Below are 14,682 nucleotides of genomic sequence, written 5' to 3'. Positions count from 1 at the left end.
TAGTAGAATTTATTACAAAAGTTTGGTTGTGAATTATAAAATTTTCAACAAACTTTGATATCATACCAACAGCACTTATGAACATTTCATTGATTGATTGGACGATTATCGGCGTCTTTTTTGTGATATCCATGCTGATTGGGGTCTTCACCTCCAAACAAGCGGGAAAGTCTGCCAAAGAGTTTTTTCTATCTGGACGAAATATGCCTTGGTGGCTCTTGGGTGTATCCATGGTGGCTACTACATTTTCTGCTGACACTCCCAACTTGGTAACCGACATTGTGCGCAAAAATGGCGTTTCCGGCAACTGGGTTTGGTGGGCATTTTTGTTAACGGGAATGCTGACGGTCTTCGTTTATGCAAAATTGTGGAGACGATCAGAAGTGACGACCGACTTGGAATTTTACGAAATGCGCTATGGCGGTAAAGCTGCGGCATTTTTGAGAGCCTTCCGGGCCATCTACCTGGGAGTTTTCTTCAATGTTGCCATTATGGCTACTGTATCTTTGGCAGCAATAAAAATCGGTGGCGTCATGCTGGGACTGGAAGCTTGGGAAACCTTATTACTTGCTTCTATAGTAACTGTCATTTACAGCTCTTTAGGAGGACTCAAAGGAGTATTGCTGACTGATTTTTTCCAATTTTTCATTGCCATGGCAGGTGCCATTGGAGCTGCCTACTACATCATCGACTTGCCTGAGATCGGAAGCCTCGATGCATTACTCAGCCATCCCAACGTTTCGGACAAACTGAATATTTTACCGGATTTCAGTGATATGAACCTGGTTATTCCGCTGCTTATCATGCCTTTAGCCATCCAATGGTGGGCTACTTGGTATCCCGGTGCAGAACCCGGAGGTGGTGGGTACATTGCGCAACGAATGCTTTCCGCTAAGGATGAAAAAAATGCCATTGGAGCAACCCTCTTTTTCAACATTGCCCATTATGCCTTGAGACCTTGGCCTTGGATCATCATAGCCTTGGCTTCTTTAATTATTTTTCCACAAATTTCAGATTTGAAAGCTGCTTTTCCTGCAATAGCCGATGATAAGTTAGGCGATGATTTGGCGTACTCAGCCATGTTGACATTCTTACCTACTGGCTTGATTGGTGTAGTCTTGGCATCTCTGATTGCTGCAGTGATGTCTACCTTATCCACACATCTCAACTGGGGTTCCTCTTACATTGTGAATGACTTCTACCTACGTTTTTGGAAGCCCGAAGCCACAGACAAAGAATTGGTATTGGTAGGGAGGATATCTACTGTTTTATTGATGGTAATGGCAGCAATTTTTGCATTGGCTCTTTCCAATGCGTTGCAAGCATTTCAGGTACTTCTTCAAATTGGGGCAGGTACCGGCTTGATTTTTATTCTTCGTTGGTTTTGGTGGAGAATCAATGCCTATACAGAAATTTCAGCCATGGTGATTTCTTTTGCCATCGCCCTGTTTTTCGAATTTGTCAACCCCAAAGTCGGCTGGATAGATATTCCAGCCGACCAAGAGTATTTAAAGATTCTATTCGGAGTCGGCATTACGACGGTGGTATGGGTATCCGTTACACTACTCACCAAACCAGAAGATGATACCATTCTACTTGCCTTTTATAGAAAAGTGAAGCCCGCTGCATTTGGCTGGAAAACGTTATTGAATAAATATCCTCAAGAAGAACAAGGGGCGGGCAGGTTGCCAACCGAGATTGGCTTGATGCTCGTAGGCTCCATCATGGTCTATGCTGCGTTATTTGGAGTAGGCTTTTGGATTTATGGGATGACCACTTACGCAACTTTGGCTACAATGGTAGCAATGACAGGAGGCTTTATTGTCATCAAAAGTTGGAAGAACCTACGCTAATTTTCTTCGCAACTTGGCGATATAAAATCCATCAAAACCAGATTCTTGCGCAAGGACTTTTTGGTCTACTACCAATTCGAAGTCCTTGCCCTTTTCCGATGCCAAGAATTTTTCCACTTGCACTTGATTTTCGAGAGGCAGGATACTGCAAGTAGCATAAACCATCAGGCCTCCTGGCTTGAGCATATCCGCATAACTTTGAAGAATATCCTGTTGCACCACTTGAACATCGGCCACAGACTCGGGGCTTAACTTCCACTTAGTATCAGGGTTTCGCTTCAAGACTCCCAAACCAGTGCAAGGCACATCCAAAAGTACGCGATCCGCAGATGCCTTTAAGCGCTTAATGGTTTTGCTTCCTTCGATTACCCGTGGCTCAATGATGGAAATGCCATTCCTTCTTGCCCTCAGTTTGGTGTTTTGCAGCTTCCATCCATGAATATCCATGGAAAGGATACGCCCTTTATTTTCCATTAATGCGGCTAGATGAAGGGATTTCCCTCCTGCTCCAGCACAGGCATCGATGACCCGCATTCCCGGTTCTACTTCCAATGCCGTGGCAACGAGTTGAGAGGACGCATCCTGAACTTCAAACAACCCTTCTTTGAAGGCGGGATTTTTAAAAATATTTTGTCGCTTGGCCAATACCAAAGCATCTTTATAACCCTTAGGCGCATAGGTTTCTATACCTTCTTCGCGCAAACGCTTCATCAGTTGCTCTCGCGTAATTTTCAAGGTATTTACCCGTAAAACAACCTCTGCCTGCTGATTGAGGGTATCTATTTCCTCGTCCCATTTATCTCCCAACAAAGAAGCTCCCAACTCATCCAACCAATCCGGAATGGATTGCTTCACAGCTCTAGATTCTATGCTGGCAAATGCTTCCTTAATTTTAGACGGATTAATTCCCTCAAACTCTTCCCAATCAGGTAATTGGTTTCCTTGGAGCAACCAATAGGTCCCAAACATATGATTCAAGTCCTTGGATGGGGATAAGGTTTCTATCAAACGCTTCCAACGCACCATTTCATAGACGGTCTCCGCAATAAAACCACGGTCTCTCGCCCCCCACTTTGGATTGGATTTTAATACACGCTCGATTACTTTATCTGCATATCGCTGTTGATAGTAAATTTCGTCTAAGGCAGCTACCACCGCCCTCAATAGATTTGGGAATAATTTCATGGTACAAAGATAGGTAAATGTACATGCTTGTTGGAATAATGTCATCCATTTGTTAAATCTTCCGTATTTTTGACTATGGGACAGAAAAAATGCCCGCATTGCGGAGAATGGTCTTCGTGGACCGTCAATATGAACGATGCCTGCGAACATTGTGGAAAACCTTTGGGAGGTAGAGATTTGGAATACCATGAAAGAAGAGAAGCAGATACCAAAGCCAATCAGGAACAATGGATTTTTCATATCAAAGAGTCTGACAGTGAAGCTGTAGTCATCCTTAAAAAAGTCGGAAATTTCTTTTATACCATATACATGGCCATCATCACCTTTTTAGCGTGGTTGGTGGCAGTATTGCCAGGATAATGACAGTAGTTAAAAATCCATTTTTCTGGATACCAGTCTTGCTATTCGTTGGCAATCAACTCATCGAACGGGTCTTAGGTGTATTTATCCCCTATGTACATGCCTACTTGGATGATTTGCTAGCCATGCCAGTTATCTTAGGCATAACTCTTCAGGTGTATCGGTGGATTCATCCACAAAAAGATGCTTTTGTATTGACACCCATGCAAACTTTTGTAGGCTTTGCTTACATAGCATTTATCTTTGAGTGGTTTTTACCTCGGTTTTCCAACACCTACACGGCTGACCTTTTGGATGTGTTGTGTTATGGTATTGGAACGCTTGCATTTTATCATTTCATCAACAAAGCAGCCAACACATGAGTATTCGTGAACTTTATCAACGGTACACAAATCAATTGTCCACTATTTATTCATCCCATGAAGCAGGAGAATTAAGCCTGTGGTTGATGGAGCATTTTTTGGGTATCAGGCGTATAGACCTGCTCCAAAATAAGAAAATAGGGGAAATTCCTCTTGGGATGAAACAAGCACTAGAAGCACTGATGAGACAAGAACCTATTCAGTACATTTTGGGAAAAGCACCCTTTTACGGGCGAGAGTTTCGTGTCAGCCCTGCTGTGTTAATCCCTCGCAATGAAACAGAGGAACTCGTTCATTTGATTATCAAAGAGAATACCATTCCAAATCCAAGCATATTAGACATAGGAACCGGTTCAGGTTGTATTCCCATTTCTTTAGCCTTGGAAATTCCGGAAGCAAGAGTAGCTGCTTTGGATATTTCAGAAGAAGCACTTGAGGTAGCTAAGGAAAATGCAAAAGACCTTCGAGCAAACATAGATTTCTATCAAACTGATATTTTAAAGGATGCAATCCCTGTGGATAATTTAGATATCATCGTCAGCAATCCACCGTATGTCAAGTACTCAGAAAAAGAGTTGATGCAGCCCAATGTCTTGGAACATGAACCTCATTTAGCTCTATTCGTATACGATGAAGACCCACTCATTTTTTACCGAGAGATTGCCATCAAAGCAAAAATTTCCTTAAAAACTGGAGGAAAACTTTACCTTGAGATCAATGAAGGATTAGGAAAAGAAACAGCGAACTTACTTGCTACTATAGGTTATCAACAGGTACAAATCCATCAAGATTTGAATGGTAAAGATAGAATGATATCGGCCACATCCAACAGAAATGAATAAAAACAATACGTTATGTTAGCCCAATTTGCATCCTGTTAAAATTAACTTATCCACACCCCTCAATCGAAGAAAAAACAGTGTTTCAAACAAACTCACCAACCCAAAACAAGCCATTAGATTTAAATGCTGTACTGCCTTCAGGTAATTCCATTATGGTGGCATGCTTGATAGAAATTAATTCGTTCGAGTCGGGACTTTTCACTTCAATAAATGTTCCTTCGGGTGCATGTAATTGTATTTGAGTACCTTCTGAAAACCATTTTTTGAATTGGCCAGATTTGATAGGGAAATAACGCAAGGGTGCATCCCAAATCACGATATCCAAAAACTCCATGAATGGTAGTAAATACTCCACCTCCGAATGTGGATAACCAATGATATTCACAGCCCCGTGTTTGGTTGCTATCAGATATTGTAGACCTTCCTGAAGAAAATCCTGCTGACTGACTCCAACAAATTTTACTGGATATTGCTCTTCCAACAAGTGGAAATTGGCTTGTTGATAACTCATCTCTGCAAGAATTAAATCAATTTTTATCCCCCAGGAAATGACTTGGTCAACTTCTGATTGGGCAACCAATACCGTAGGTACCCATTCCAACAAAGGAGCTACTTGTTCAAAGCTCAGACCTTCCGTGGAAAGGATGAGCAAAGCAGGCTCTTGTTGTTCTTTGACAAAATGATGAGAGGACATAGCGTATCAATTATTTCCACAAATTACTAAAAAATCGCTGAGCATTCCCATAAGCAAGTTTCTCCAACTGTTCTGTGGATAAGTCAGCTTTCAGTCGCTCCAAAATAGCTGGATATTTACTTGCGTTCTCCACATTCGGGAAATAAAAAGGTAATCGCATCTGATACGGCCAATCCTTGGTGTAGAAAAAATCTGCACCAAAAGCCATTTGCTCCTCTGCACCATTTTGAAAACCATAAACCAAATGTTCATAAACTCTATCAGGATTGTCAGTATCCAAGAAGGCTCTCAAAAAGTTAATCCCAATCAAGCCTTTTCTGTGGATAATTTCCTTTATGAATTCATCTGTTAAATTCCGTTTATGATTCCATATTGATCGAATGTTGGAATGAGAAGCAATCACAGGAATGTCTAATCCTTGCGCATCGATGTAGGTTAAAATTCCCTCTGCTAATAAGTCAGATGTATGGGATAAATCGATCGCAATTGTTTTGCCCGCAATATAATCGAGTAATCGCTTTCCATCTTCTTTCAAGCCAACCCCCTCTGTATAATTTCCTCCACCAAAGCGATTTTCTGTATGGTGTGTCAAACTAATATAGGCTATTCTTCCTGTTAACTTCAAGATATAGTCCAAGGTCTCAAAGGCCTTAGAAAGTGGTACAAACTCATCTGCCAAGCCTGCGGCATTTTCAATGGCAACTACTGTCCCAATTTTTTCTTGACTGGTAAAGTTTTGAATAAAATCCACATCAGCCCGCTGCAAGTCTTTGGCAAAGAACATCTGCATCTCTCGGTATTTGAAAGCCTGTTTGATTCCCAAATCCATGCTGCCTTTTCGAACATCGGTATAGATAGCACATACTTGCATCCGAACATTTCCTTCCTTCAATAAAGGAATGGCACAGGCAATATCCGAGGAGTTGGCCGGGTTTGCATGCGGCACATTGGCCAAGTAGGACAACATATCACAATGCAAGTCAATAATGGGATGGTTCATAGGGTGATTATTTGACTTCAAAGTTCCGTCATTTTACACAGATAAAAAATTGGTTTAAACAAATTCGGGGCTTTTCTTTGTTTAACGGAAAAACGAATTCACTATGCCAATCGCTAAACCTATCAACTTTCATCAATGGATTGAAGACAACCGCCATTTATTGAAGCCACCTATTGGGAATCAGGTCATGTATAAAGGCAACGATGATTTCATTGTGATGGTCGTAGGAGGCCCCAATTCAAGGAAAGACTTCCATTACAATGAAGGGGAAGAGTTTTTTTACCAAGTGGAAGGGAATATTACCCTCAAAATCGTGGAAGACGAACAGGTCCGTGATATTGAAATCAAGGCAGGAGAGATGTTTTTGTTACCTGCACGAACTCCTCATTCTCCACGCCGTCCAGCGAATACCATCGGGTTGGTCATGGAGCGCTACCGAAAACCCGGTGAAAAAGATGGTTTTATTTGGCATTGTGAAAACTGCGGAAATAAACTCTACGAAGAATACCAGGAAATCACGGATATCGTATCTCAACTTCCCCCCATCATGGAGCGCTTCTGGTCCAATCCAGCAAATACGAGGTGTGGAAAATGCGGGACGGTGATGAAGAGATGAGAGGAGAGTTTAGACTTGCCTGCTGCAAGCAGGAGCGAGAGACGAGAAGCTAGCTGGAAACAAGAGCCAAGAATCAAGAACCAAGACAGTTCGCAGAATACACGGAAAGCGCAGAAAAATCAGTATTGAAAAATTTGTGCCTAAGGAGAGAAATTACGATTCAACTAGTTAACTCCATCAATTACCCCGGTTTTAATCCGTGAAATATGAGAAGGGCACAATTCATTTCCGCAGGTTTGAACCCGCTTCTATGGAACGTCAACCCAAAATCCCAGGAACATATACTTTCGTGTCATTCGTGGACTTTTCAATTTTAGATTTTAGAGGGTAGAGTTTAGATTTTAGGGATTCGTGTAATCGTAAGCTCTGCGCAAAAATTTAAAAATCTGTTCAAACGCATAAATTCCATTGAAATCTTAAAAGTCTAGCAAATGTCCTTTTGTGTCATTCGTGGACCTTTTTTATTTAAAATTTAAGAAGGTAGATTTTAGATTTGGTTTAGGCGTAAATTCCTATGTTGCGAGCGTTGCGATAAGTCTTGGCGATCGTTGCGTGAAAAAATCCATCTGTGCTATTCTGAGAAATCTGTGGACCTTTTCAATTTTAAATTTTAGAGGGTAGATTTTAGATTTTAGGGATTCGTGTAATCGTAAGCCATGCGCAAAAATTTAAAAACTTGATTAAACGAATAAATTCAATTTAAATCCCAAAAGTCTAGCGAATATTCTTTCGTGTCATTCGTGCCATTCGTGGACTTTTCAAATTTAGATTTTATGACAAACTCAAACACTGCGGCTTAGCTTCCCCTTTGCGTGAACACTTCCGAAGTTGGATTTAGAAACTAAGTGTCCCCCGTTCTTTCCCTTTTTGCAAAATCAAGCTTTTTGGTTTGTTGCCAACAAAGAAGTTGATGATATTCTGCTGTCCAGGAAATTGCTCGATCAAAATATCGGATTGAATTTCTACTCTTTTTGGGGAATTGATCCGTGGAGCCTCTAGGTAAAACCAAGCCGCATCTTCCTCCACTTCATAACCCAAATACGCCAACTTTACTTTTTGATTGTTGACAATGATTTGATTATGCTTCAGCAAATAAGCCTCGATCATTTGGTCCAAATGCTCCTGATTTTCAGGCTTCAAGAAGTTAATCTTCGTTTGATTCAATTCGCCAAGAGCTACTTCCAAATCATCCCAAAAAATCTTTTGAGCGATTTCCAAGGACTTAGTTTGTTCATTGTACCGTATTTCAGTCAAGCTGATATAGAAGGGATGCAATGCAATCTTGAAGGAAATAAAGAGAACGAAAATCAAATTTAGTGGCATTGGAATGGCTTTATTTATTTTCTTTGCAAGTTAATTAATAATCGGAAGCTTCGACTTAGAAACCCTACATTTCAGCAAATGAATCAATTTCAGTTATATTTTCAATTAGGAATCCAACATATTTTGGACTTGGATGGCTTTGACCATATCCTATTTGTAATCGCTCTCTGTGCAATTTACCTTGGAAGAGATTGGAAAAAAATCATCATTTTAGTGACTGCATTTACCGTTGGTCACTCCATTACCTTAGCTTTGGCTACTTTGAATGTACTAAAGGTAAATGCTGATCTGATCGAATTTTTGATCCCAGTAACCATCGCAATTACAGCTCTCAGCAACATATTCAAACCCAAGCCCAGCAATGGCAGAGGTGTACAATTGAATTACTTCTTTGCGCTGATTTTTGGCTTAATTCATGGATTAGGATTTAGTAATTATTTACGCTCTTTGCTAGGAAAAGAAGCCTCCATTTTCCAACCGCTATTGGCATTTAACCTTGGTTTGGAAGTGGGCCAATTAGTCATAGTTGGGCTTTTTTTATTGAGCTCCATGATTTTGGTGGGAGTGATTGGTATTAATCGCAAGGATTGGACTTTGGTAATTTCTTCCGTTGTGTTGGGGATGGCCATCATGATGATTCTGGAAACAAAATTCTGGTAATCAAAAAAATCCGCCTTTACTGTAAAATTCTACATGAATTAAAATTCATGTAGTATCTTGCTGTTTCCATCAACGAAGCAATCACTAACCTATATGAAGAAACATTTACTTCTAGCGGCTATGGCATCGGCTATTTTTGCAATGCCTTCTCAAGCCCAAAGAACTGAACAAAACCATGCAGAACGATTCGAACAGTTAGGGACTGTTCTTCGCTCTCCCAATGTCTACCGCACCGCATCCGGTGCTCCGGGGCATATGTACTGGCAGCAACAGGCTAATCATGAGATTGAGGTTGAACTCAATGACGATAATCAATCCATCAAAGGCTGGCAAAAAATCACCTACATCAACAATTCACCCGACGAATTGAAATACCTCTGGATTCAGTTGGACCAAAATGAGCGGGACAAAGATTCCAATACCCCTAAAATTGCTGAAAGCCGCATCAATCCACGCATGAACTTGCGTCAATTGGAAAGCATTCTGTGGCATGATATGGATTTAGGGCTTAAAATCAGCAACGTCAAAAACCTTGCAGGTCAAGATATCCCAGTTACCATTGTCAAAACGATGATGCGTGTGGATTTACCGGAGCCTCTAAAGCCAGGTGAAACTACAGAATTTACCATGGATTGGAGTTTTAATATCCATGATAGAATGAGCTTCATCGGTGGACGTCCAGGTTACGAGTTTTTCCCTAAAGATGGTAACTACCTCTACACCATGGCAGAATGGTTCCCAAGAATGGCTGTTTACTCCGATTTTGAAGGTTGGCAGCATAAGGAATTTGTTGGCAGAGGAGAATTTGCCTTGGTTTTTGGAGATTATAAAGTAAAAATCACCGTTCCTGCGGACCACATGGTAGGTGCCACGGGTGTTCTCCAAAATGCATCAGAGGTTTTGTCCTCCACAGAAATGCAGCGTTGGAATCAGGCACAAAAAACCTACGACAAACCCGTCGTCATCCGTACCCAAGCGGAGGCAGAACGTTTGGAAAAGCAAAAAGCAAAAGACAAAAAAACATGGGTTTTCCACGCTGAAAATGTCCGTGATTTTGCTTGGACTTCCTCTAGAAAATTCATCTGGGATGCCATGGCTGTGAAACAAGGCGGAAAAGACGTAATGGCCATGTCTTACTATGGTAAAGAAGGCAATCCATTATGGGAGCAATATTCTACTCGTGTAGTCGCACATACACTCCAATCTTACTCTGCTCGTACCTTTGATTATCCCTATCCAGTGGCCATCTCTGTAGAAGGGTCCAATGGTATGGAGTACCCGATGATTTGCTTCAACTATGGAAGACCGGACGAAGATGGCACCTACTCAGATGCGGTAAAGTATGGGATGATATCAGTTATTATTCACGAAGTAGGGCACAATTATTTCCCGATGATTGTCAACTCTGACGAAAGACAGTGGTCTTGGATGGATGAGGGTTTAAATACCTTTTTGCAATATTTAGCAGAGCAGGAGTGGGACAGAAACTATCCTTCCCGAAGAGGACCAGCACACAAAATTGCCCCTTACATGGCTTCGGAAAAAAGATTGTTGGAACCTATCATGACCAACTCTGAAAACATCATCCAATTTGGACCCAATGCTTATGCAAAACCTGCTACTGCGTTGAATATTCTACGAGAAACTGTTATGGGCAGAGAGTTATTTGACTTTGCTTTCAAAGAGTACTCACAGCGTTGGATGTTTAAGCACCCTACTCCAGATGATTTCTTCCGAACCATGGAAGACGCCTCTGGTATTGACTTGGATTGGTTTTGGAGAGGTTGGTTCTTTGGAACAGAAGCTGTCGATATTTCCATTGACCAAGTTCGTTGGTTTAAATTGGATAACCGCACACCTGCTCAAAAGAAAGCGGACCAGCAAAAAGATGCCGAACGTGAGGCGTATCATGTGGGTGTGGAGCGAAATATGAAAGATATTCCGCAAACAGTGTTAGAAAGAGACCCTGCTACGCGGGATTTCTATAACAGTTATAACCCGTTCACAGTAACACCAGATGATGAGAAAGCATACAAAGACTTTATGGATCGCCTCAGCACGAAAGAAAAAGAATTGCTCAATTCTGGGATGAACTTCTATGAGATGACATTCCGAAATGAAGGAGGCTTGGTGATGCCATTGATTATTCAATTCAACTACACCGATGGTACTTCAGAAATTGAGCACATTCCTGCACAAATCTGGAGATTGAATGAAACGCAGGTAACTAAGGTTTTTGCAAAGAAAAAAGAAGTCAGCCATATCGTGTTAGATCCTTTGCGTGAAACTGCCGATATCGATGAAAGTAACAATTATTGGCCAAGACAATTTGTACCAAGCAGATTTGAAATGTTCAAAGGTGCAGGTGGTGCAAGAGGTGTGTCCTCCGGAGACAACCCCATGAAACGCGCACGTAATAGAAGATAATTGCTGAAATTTTGTGAATAAAAAAGGCCTTGGTACTCAATTTCCAAGGCCTTTTTCTGTGCTATTGTTCTCCCGTTGCATGGATGCTGTATAGCCGTATGGCATTAAATCAGCAACCCGCTCCCAAGCCATGTATCCTTCCGTATAAATTCCAGAAGCAGGGAAATATCTTCCATCCGACTCCAATCGAATCCTGTGCACCAACAAGATAAACTTGCTGGTTTGTATGGGAGCCCTATCCTGATTGTAGCGCATACTGAAAGCGATCTCTTCTGTTTCATGATTGTATCGCACAAAAATGGGTTTTCTGTAATGGAAGAATGTGTTTCCTTCTTCATCTCGGAGTACCATATCCATGGGATTTACTTGTACATCTGACACCACTTCTTGATAGAGCTGATCTTCTCCTTTTATCCGATTGACCAAGTACACTTCGAAGCCTTCCTTCTCAAGGCTATCCTGGTAGACCGCTTGCAAAAAATGAGTCAAACTGCCATAGTATGCCCTGTCTCGATTTTTGGAAATACGGCTCTTTCTCCGGACGGGAACTTCCAATTCTTCAAAATAAGGATAGCCGTAGTAGCTCCAACGCTCCTCTTTTGGATTGCACTCAAAGGATTTTAGTACAAAGCTAATCTGATATCCGAGGTTTGGATTTTCAATCATGATCGGTTCTTTTGCAGAGACCAACAGGTAGCCTGGTTTTTGCTGATCATCCATAATCAGTACGTTGGGATTAAGAATCACACTCTTTTTTGCATTCATACTCGTGCCCAAAAAATACTGTTCAAAAATCTTCAAATTCTTGTACCAGGATTTGTCTCTTTTCTCCTCAACTAGCTTTTCCTGCAGATCCACCACCGTGGGTTTTACACGAAGTTCGAGCTGCAAGGGTATGTCATTTTTTATCTCAATCAATTGCTGGAAGGTTTGATAACCCATGAAACTTACAATGATCTCGTATTCGCCAGCAGGCACAGAGGCAATACTGAATTTCCCATCCTTGTCGGTAACTTGTCCAAAGGTGGTATTGGATAAAAAGACAGTAGCAAATGGTAATGGTTCTTGCGTATCATGGTCCAAAACAAGTCCTCTTACCAAACCTTGTGCACAAGTTGCCGAATAGCCCAATGTAATCCAAAAAAGAAAAATGATCAGTCGTTTCATTCCTTTACTTGAATAGTATAACTCCCAAAAATTGGTTGACCCGTTTTACTCATTCCTTCAACGATGATCTTCAATTCAGACTGTAAATCATTTAATACAAATTCGAAGTTTCCTATCCCTTCGAAATCCGTTTCTAAATAGGGATTCCAAAAAACTGTTGCATTCCAATTGGCCTTGAAAATATCTTTTTCAAGGCTCCCTTCTTGATTGATTGGGAATCTGACTGATTCTTGATAACCCCTGGCAAGTGCCACATTTTCTTTGCTGAAGCTATTCATTGGACTAGCTCTCCTGGTCAAAATATTGATCACCCCTGCACCTTTTGTTTGAATGCCCACCGCTGTTTGACTGGCGACAGAATTTAAAATATCTACTTGCTCAATATCTCTCATCATTAAGGGAGCAACCATAAATCTATTCGCCACAACTCCATCAATTAAAAAAAGGGCCCCCGGATTATTTCCTGGGTTTCTATTGGTAAACTGTGAGTTTCTAAAAAATAAGAGCGGAGGGTTCCCTATATCATTCACATCTCCGACCATGTTCAATCCAGGAACTCTTCCTCTGATATATTGGAAGAAATTAAGATTTTCAAATCCTTTCTCAGGTATTTCTAACCGAATATCGGGTTGATTTAGATAAAGTGATGTGCGATCTGTAAACCCAAAGGTCATAGATTGTCTTTCAATGGTCAGCGTATCCAAATCAATCACGCGCTCCTCCATCCGGGAATTCCGAATAACCGAATACCGACGGATATCATCCAAACTATTCACCTCTTTCACCGCTTTGTAGTGAGTAAGTAAGTTGGGAGCAGGTAAAGATATAGGTTCGAAAGTGACCTGCGTTGCTTCTAAAAATTCAGAAAAATTCTTCTTACCCTCTTTTCCTGACCGACTAGTTAGCACCGCTGCATTTCCTTGAAACATGACATCCTCTACCAAAAACCTTCCGTCATCACCTACCATTGATGAGGCCATAATAGGACTGCCCTGATTGGGAAAAATAAGAAAATCCAAATTTGTCCCTTTTTCAAAAAATTTCCCATCTTTTTCTTTGACTACACCGCTGAGCTTGATACCGGAATATTCTACAAATGTTCCCCCTTCTTGAGCTGTATACCTCGACAAGGCTGTCAAACTTTGACTAGAAGCAATTAGATTATTTATTTCTTTGGTAGCATTATCTAGATCTTTTTCAAATACGTGTGGAGAAAAAATGTACGGTACATTGAGGGTTGATCCAAGCTCCATCTCTGTAACGATTGTGCTCATATCATCTGGCCAACTCACTTGTTTGGAATCCACCACAGTAACTGAAAAATCAGCCTCCAATCCTTCACCGAATTCATCTAGTATGTGTAACAATACCTGCACACGTTCACGTGGACGATAGTTTTCCCTATCTGTGGAAATCTTCAAGGTTGGAATCGCTTGGGGATGAAAATAAACTGGTCTTTCCGCAACAATGTCTCCCTGTTCATTGACTAATGCAAAATCTGCTAATCCGGGTAAGAACATTTCTGAGTCCAAGCTATGGACGTTTTTTCCCTCCTGTAAGGATAAAATTTGCTCGTACATAGGTTTCCCATGCTGCAAGCCTATCAACTGAAAGACGCTTTCCGCTTGTTCTTTGGTCCGATCAATGATTAGCTGATAATTTCCCTCAGAAGAAGTCAGACCGATCCTCAAACCATTTTGATAAGGTAAGGGAATAGTCTGTTTGGAGGCAGTGGATCCCCGGACTAGGCTGACAGCTCCCACTTCTGATACTCGAATGGGACGTTGAAACGTATAGTCCGATTCCCATGCACGCATGGACTCACTTTGCGCCAGCAAAACATAATCCCCCACCGGAACGTCCGCCAAGGCTATCTGGGCAGAACCCATACCCTCATCCAATAATACAGCCGTTTGAACTAAGGACTCGCCAGTCTGTTGATTCTTAAGCGCTAGGTACAATGTTTGACTAGTTGAAGGTCGCAATCCTTCACCAGCAACCGCCGACCAAGCATAAGCCTTAATCCAAATAGTATCTTTTAAAAAGTAGTGGGGCCTGTCGGTATGAAGATAAACTTTATCAAAAGCAATCGCTGATGTTCCTGATGCTTCCGTAATTTCTTGTCCTATTACCCTCCATGGAAAAAGGAATGAAATAAAAAAAAGCATTACCAATTGTCTCATAATCTTAAAA

Annotated in this window: 13 protein-coding genes; 7 read left to right on the top strand and 6 right to left on the bottom strand. The window is 41.3% G+C overall.

What is annotated here, in order from left to right; all coding sequences use genetic code 11:
* Positions 1 to 77 precede the first annotated feature (77 nt).
* On the top strand, positions 78 to 1,853 hold the full coding sequence (locus IPZ59_RS05265) for a sodium:solute symporter family protein (protein ID WP_236138833.1): 1,776 nt from the start codon (positions 78 to 80) through the stop codon (positions 1,851 to 1,853).
* On the opposite strand, the gene IPZ59_RS05260 is transcribed toward IPZ59_RS05265, so the two are convergent.
* Positions 1,845 to 3,038, bottom strand: a complete 1,194-nt coding sequence (locus tag IPZ59_RS05260; RefSeq protein ID WP_236139773.1) for an RsmB/NOP family class I SAM-dependent RNA methyltransferase — start codon at positions 3,036 to 3,038, stop codon at positions 1,845 to 1,847. The two genes, IPZ59_RS05265 and IPZ59_RS05260, sit on opposite strands and share 9 nt — an antisense overlap.
* Positions 3,039 to 3,113: 75 nt before the next feature.
* Between IPZ59_RS05260 and IPZ59_RS05255 the strand changes: the two genes are divergently transcribed.
* Genes IPZ59_RS05255 through prmC form a run of 3 tightly spaced genes read left to right on the top strand, consistent with a single transcriptional unit; the run spans position 3,114 to position 4,602 of the window.
* Positions 3,114 to 3,398 (top strand): hypothetical protein, encoded by a 285-nt coding sequence (locus IPZ59_RS05255; protein ID WP_236138832.1) that lies wholly within the window; start codon positions 3,114 to 3,116, stop codon positions 3,396 to 3,398.
* On the top strand, positions 3,398 to 3,760 hold the full coding sequence (locus IPZ59_RS05250) for a magnesium citrate secondary transporter (RefSeq protein WP_236138831.1): 363 nt from the start codon (positions 3,398 to 3,400) through the stop codon (positions 3,758 to 3,760). Before IPZ59_RS05255 ends, IPZ59_RS05250 begins: the two co-directional genes overlap by 1 nt.
* Positions 3,757 to 4,602 carry a peptide chain release factor N(5)-glutamine methyltransferase gene (gene prmC / locus IPZ59_RS05245; RefSeq protein ID WP_236138830.1) on the top strand — a complete coding sequence of 282 codons (846 nt, stop codon included), beginning with the start codon at positions 3,757 to 3,759 and terminating at the stop codon, positions 4,600 to 4,602. Before IPZ59_RS05250 ends, prmC begins: the two co-directional genes overlap by 4 nt.
* A gap of 82 nt (positions 4,603 to 4,684) precedes the next feature.
* Here prmC and IPZ59_RS05240 read toward each other — a convergent pair whose 3' ends face one another.
* Positions 4,685 to 5,296, bottom strand: coding sequence for a thiamine pyrophosphokinase (locus IPZ59_RS05240; protein WP_236138829.1), 612 nt, complete (start codon positions 5,294 to 5,296; stop codon positions 4,685 to 4,687).
* A gap of 10 nt (positions 5,297 to 5,306) precedes the next feature.
* Positions 5,307 to 6,296 (bottom strand): dipeptidase, encoded by a 990-nt coding sequence (locus IPZ59_RS05235; protein ID WP_236138828.1) that lies wholly within the window; start codon positions 6,294 to 6,296, stop codon positions 5,307 to 5,309.
* Positions 6,297 to 6,399: 103 nt separating this feature from the next.
* Here IPZ59_RS05235 and IPZ59_RS05230 point away from each other — a divergent pair, with 103 nt between their 5' ends.
* Positions 6,400 to 6,912, top strand: coding sequence for a 3-hydroxyanthranilate 3,4-dioxygenase (locus IPZ59_RS05230; protein ID WP_236138827.1), 513 nt, complete (start codon positions 6,400 to 6,402; stop codon positions 6,910 to 6,912).
* An 834-nt stretch (positions 6,913 to 7,746) separates the two neighbouring features.
* Here IPZ59_RS05230 and IPZ59_RS05225 read toward each other — a convergent pair.
* Positions 7,747 to 8,235: a DUF6702 family protein gene (locus tag IPZ59_RS05225; RefSeq protein WP_236138826.1), complete on the bottom strand. Its 489-nt coding sequence runs from the start codon at positions 8,233 to 8,235 to the stop codon at positions 7,747 to 7,749.
* Positions 8,236 to 8,313: 78 nt separating this feature from the next.
* Here IPZ59_RS05225 and IPZ59_RS05220 point away from each other — a divergent pair, with 78 nt between their 5' ends.
* Together IPZ59_RS05220 and IPZ59_RS05215 are read left to right on the top strand one after the other, a co-directional pair.
* Positions 8,314 to 8,895: a HupE/UreJ family protein gene (locus IPZ59_RS05220; RefSeq protein WP_236138825.1), complete on the top strand. Its 582-nt coding sequence runs from the start codon at positions 8,314 to 8,316 to the stop codon at positions 8,893 to 8,895.
* A 93-nt stretch (positions 8,896 to 8,988) separates the two neighbouring features.
* Entirely contained in the window at positions 8,989 to 11,322 is a 2,334-nt protein-coding gene (locus IPZ59_RS05215; protein WP_236138824.1) for a M1 family metallopeptidase, read from the top strand.
* A 36-nt stretch (positions 11,323 to 11,358) separates the two neighbouring features.
* On the opposite strand, the gene IPZ59_RS05210 is transcribed toward IPZ59_RS05215, so the two are convergent.
* The gene (locus IPZ59_RS05210; RefSeq protein ID WP_236138823.1) at positions 11,359 to 12,489 is read right to left on the bottom strand and encodes a carboxypeptidase-like regulatory domain-containing protein; all 1,131 of its coding nucleotides are present in this window, start codon (positions 12,487 to 12,489) and stop codon (positions 11,359 to 11,361) included.
* Positions 12,486 to 14,672 carry a TonB-dependent receptor gene (locus IPZ59_RS05205; protein WP_236138822.1) on the bottom strand — a complete coding sequence of 729 codons (2,187 nt, stop codon included), beginning with the start codon at positions 14,670 to 14,672 and terminating at the stop codon, positions 12,486 to 12,488. The genes IPZ59_RS05210 and IPZ59_RS05205 overlap by 4 nt, the downstream gene beginning before the upstream one ends.
* Between the last annotated feature and the right edge of the window lie 10 nt (positions 14,673 to 14,682).

The organism is Mongoliitalea daihaiensis, assembly GCF_021596945.1.
Lineage (GTDB): Bacteria > Bacteroidota > Bacteroidia > Cytophagales > Cyclobacteriaceae > Mongoliitalea > Mongoliitalea daihaiensis.
The sequence above is the reverse complement of the archived record's forward strand: the minus strand, read 5'-3'. Positions and strand labels throughout refer to the sequence as shown.

Excerpts from the sequence above, each read along its gene's own strand:
- IPZ59_RS05265 (WP_236138833.1), top strand. The coding sequence starts at position 78 with ATGAACATTTCATTGATTGATTGGACGATTATCGGCGTCTTTTTTGTG.
- IPZ59_RS05260 (WP_236139773.1), bottom strand. The coding sequence starts at position 3,038 with ATGAAATTATTCCCAAATCTATTGAGGGCGGTGGTAGCTGCCTTAGAC.
- IPZ59_RS05255 (WP_236138832.1), top strand. The coding sequence starts at position 3,114 with ATGGGACAGAAAAAATGCCCGCATTGCGGAGAATGGTCTTCGTGGACC.
- IPZ59_RS05250 (WP_236138831.1), top strand. The coding sequence starts at position 3,398 with ATGACAGTAGTTAAAAATCCATTTTTCTGGATACCAGTCTTGCTATTC.
- prmC (WP_236138830.1), top strand. The coding sequence starts at position 3,757 with ATGAGTATTCGTGAACTTTATCAACGGTACACAAATCAATTGTCCACT.
- IPZ59_RS05240 (WP_236138829.1), bottom strand. The coding sequence starts at position 5,296 with ATGTCCTCTCATCATTTTGTCAAAGAACAACAAGAGCCTGCTTTGCTC.
- IPZ59_RS05235 (WP_236138828.1), bottom strand. The coding sequence starts at position 6,296 with ATGAACCATCCCATTATTGACTTGCATTGTGATATGTTGTCCTACTTG.
- IPZ59_RS05230 (WP_236138827.1), top strand. The coding sequence starts at position 6,400 with ATGCCAATCGCTAAACCTATCAACTTTCATCAATGGATTGAAGACAAC.
- IPZ59_RS05225 (WP_236138826.1), bottom strand. The coding sequence starts at position 8,235 with ATGCCACTAAATTTGATTTTCGTTCTCTTTATTTCCTTCAAGATTGCA.
- IPZ59_RS05220 (WP_236138825.1), top strand. The coding sequence starts at position 8,314 with ATGAATCAATTTCAGTTATATTTTCAATTAGGAATCCAACATATTTTG.
- IPZ59_RS05215 (WP_236138824.1), top strand. The coding sequence starts at position 8,989 with ATGAAGAAACATTTACTTCTAGCGGCTATGGCATCGGCTATTTTTGCA.
- IPZ59_RS05210 (WP_236138823.1), bottom strand. The coding sequence starts at position 12,489 with ATGAAACGACTGATCATTTTTCTTTTTTGGATTACATTGGGCTATTCG.
- IPZ59_RS05205 (WP_236138822.1), bottom strand. The coding sequence starts at position 14,672 with ATGAGACAATTGGTAATGCTTTTTTTTATTTCATTCCTTTTTCCATGG.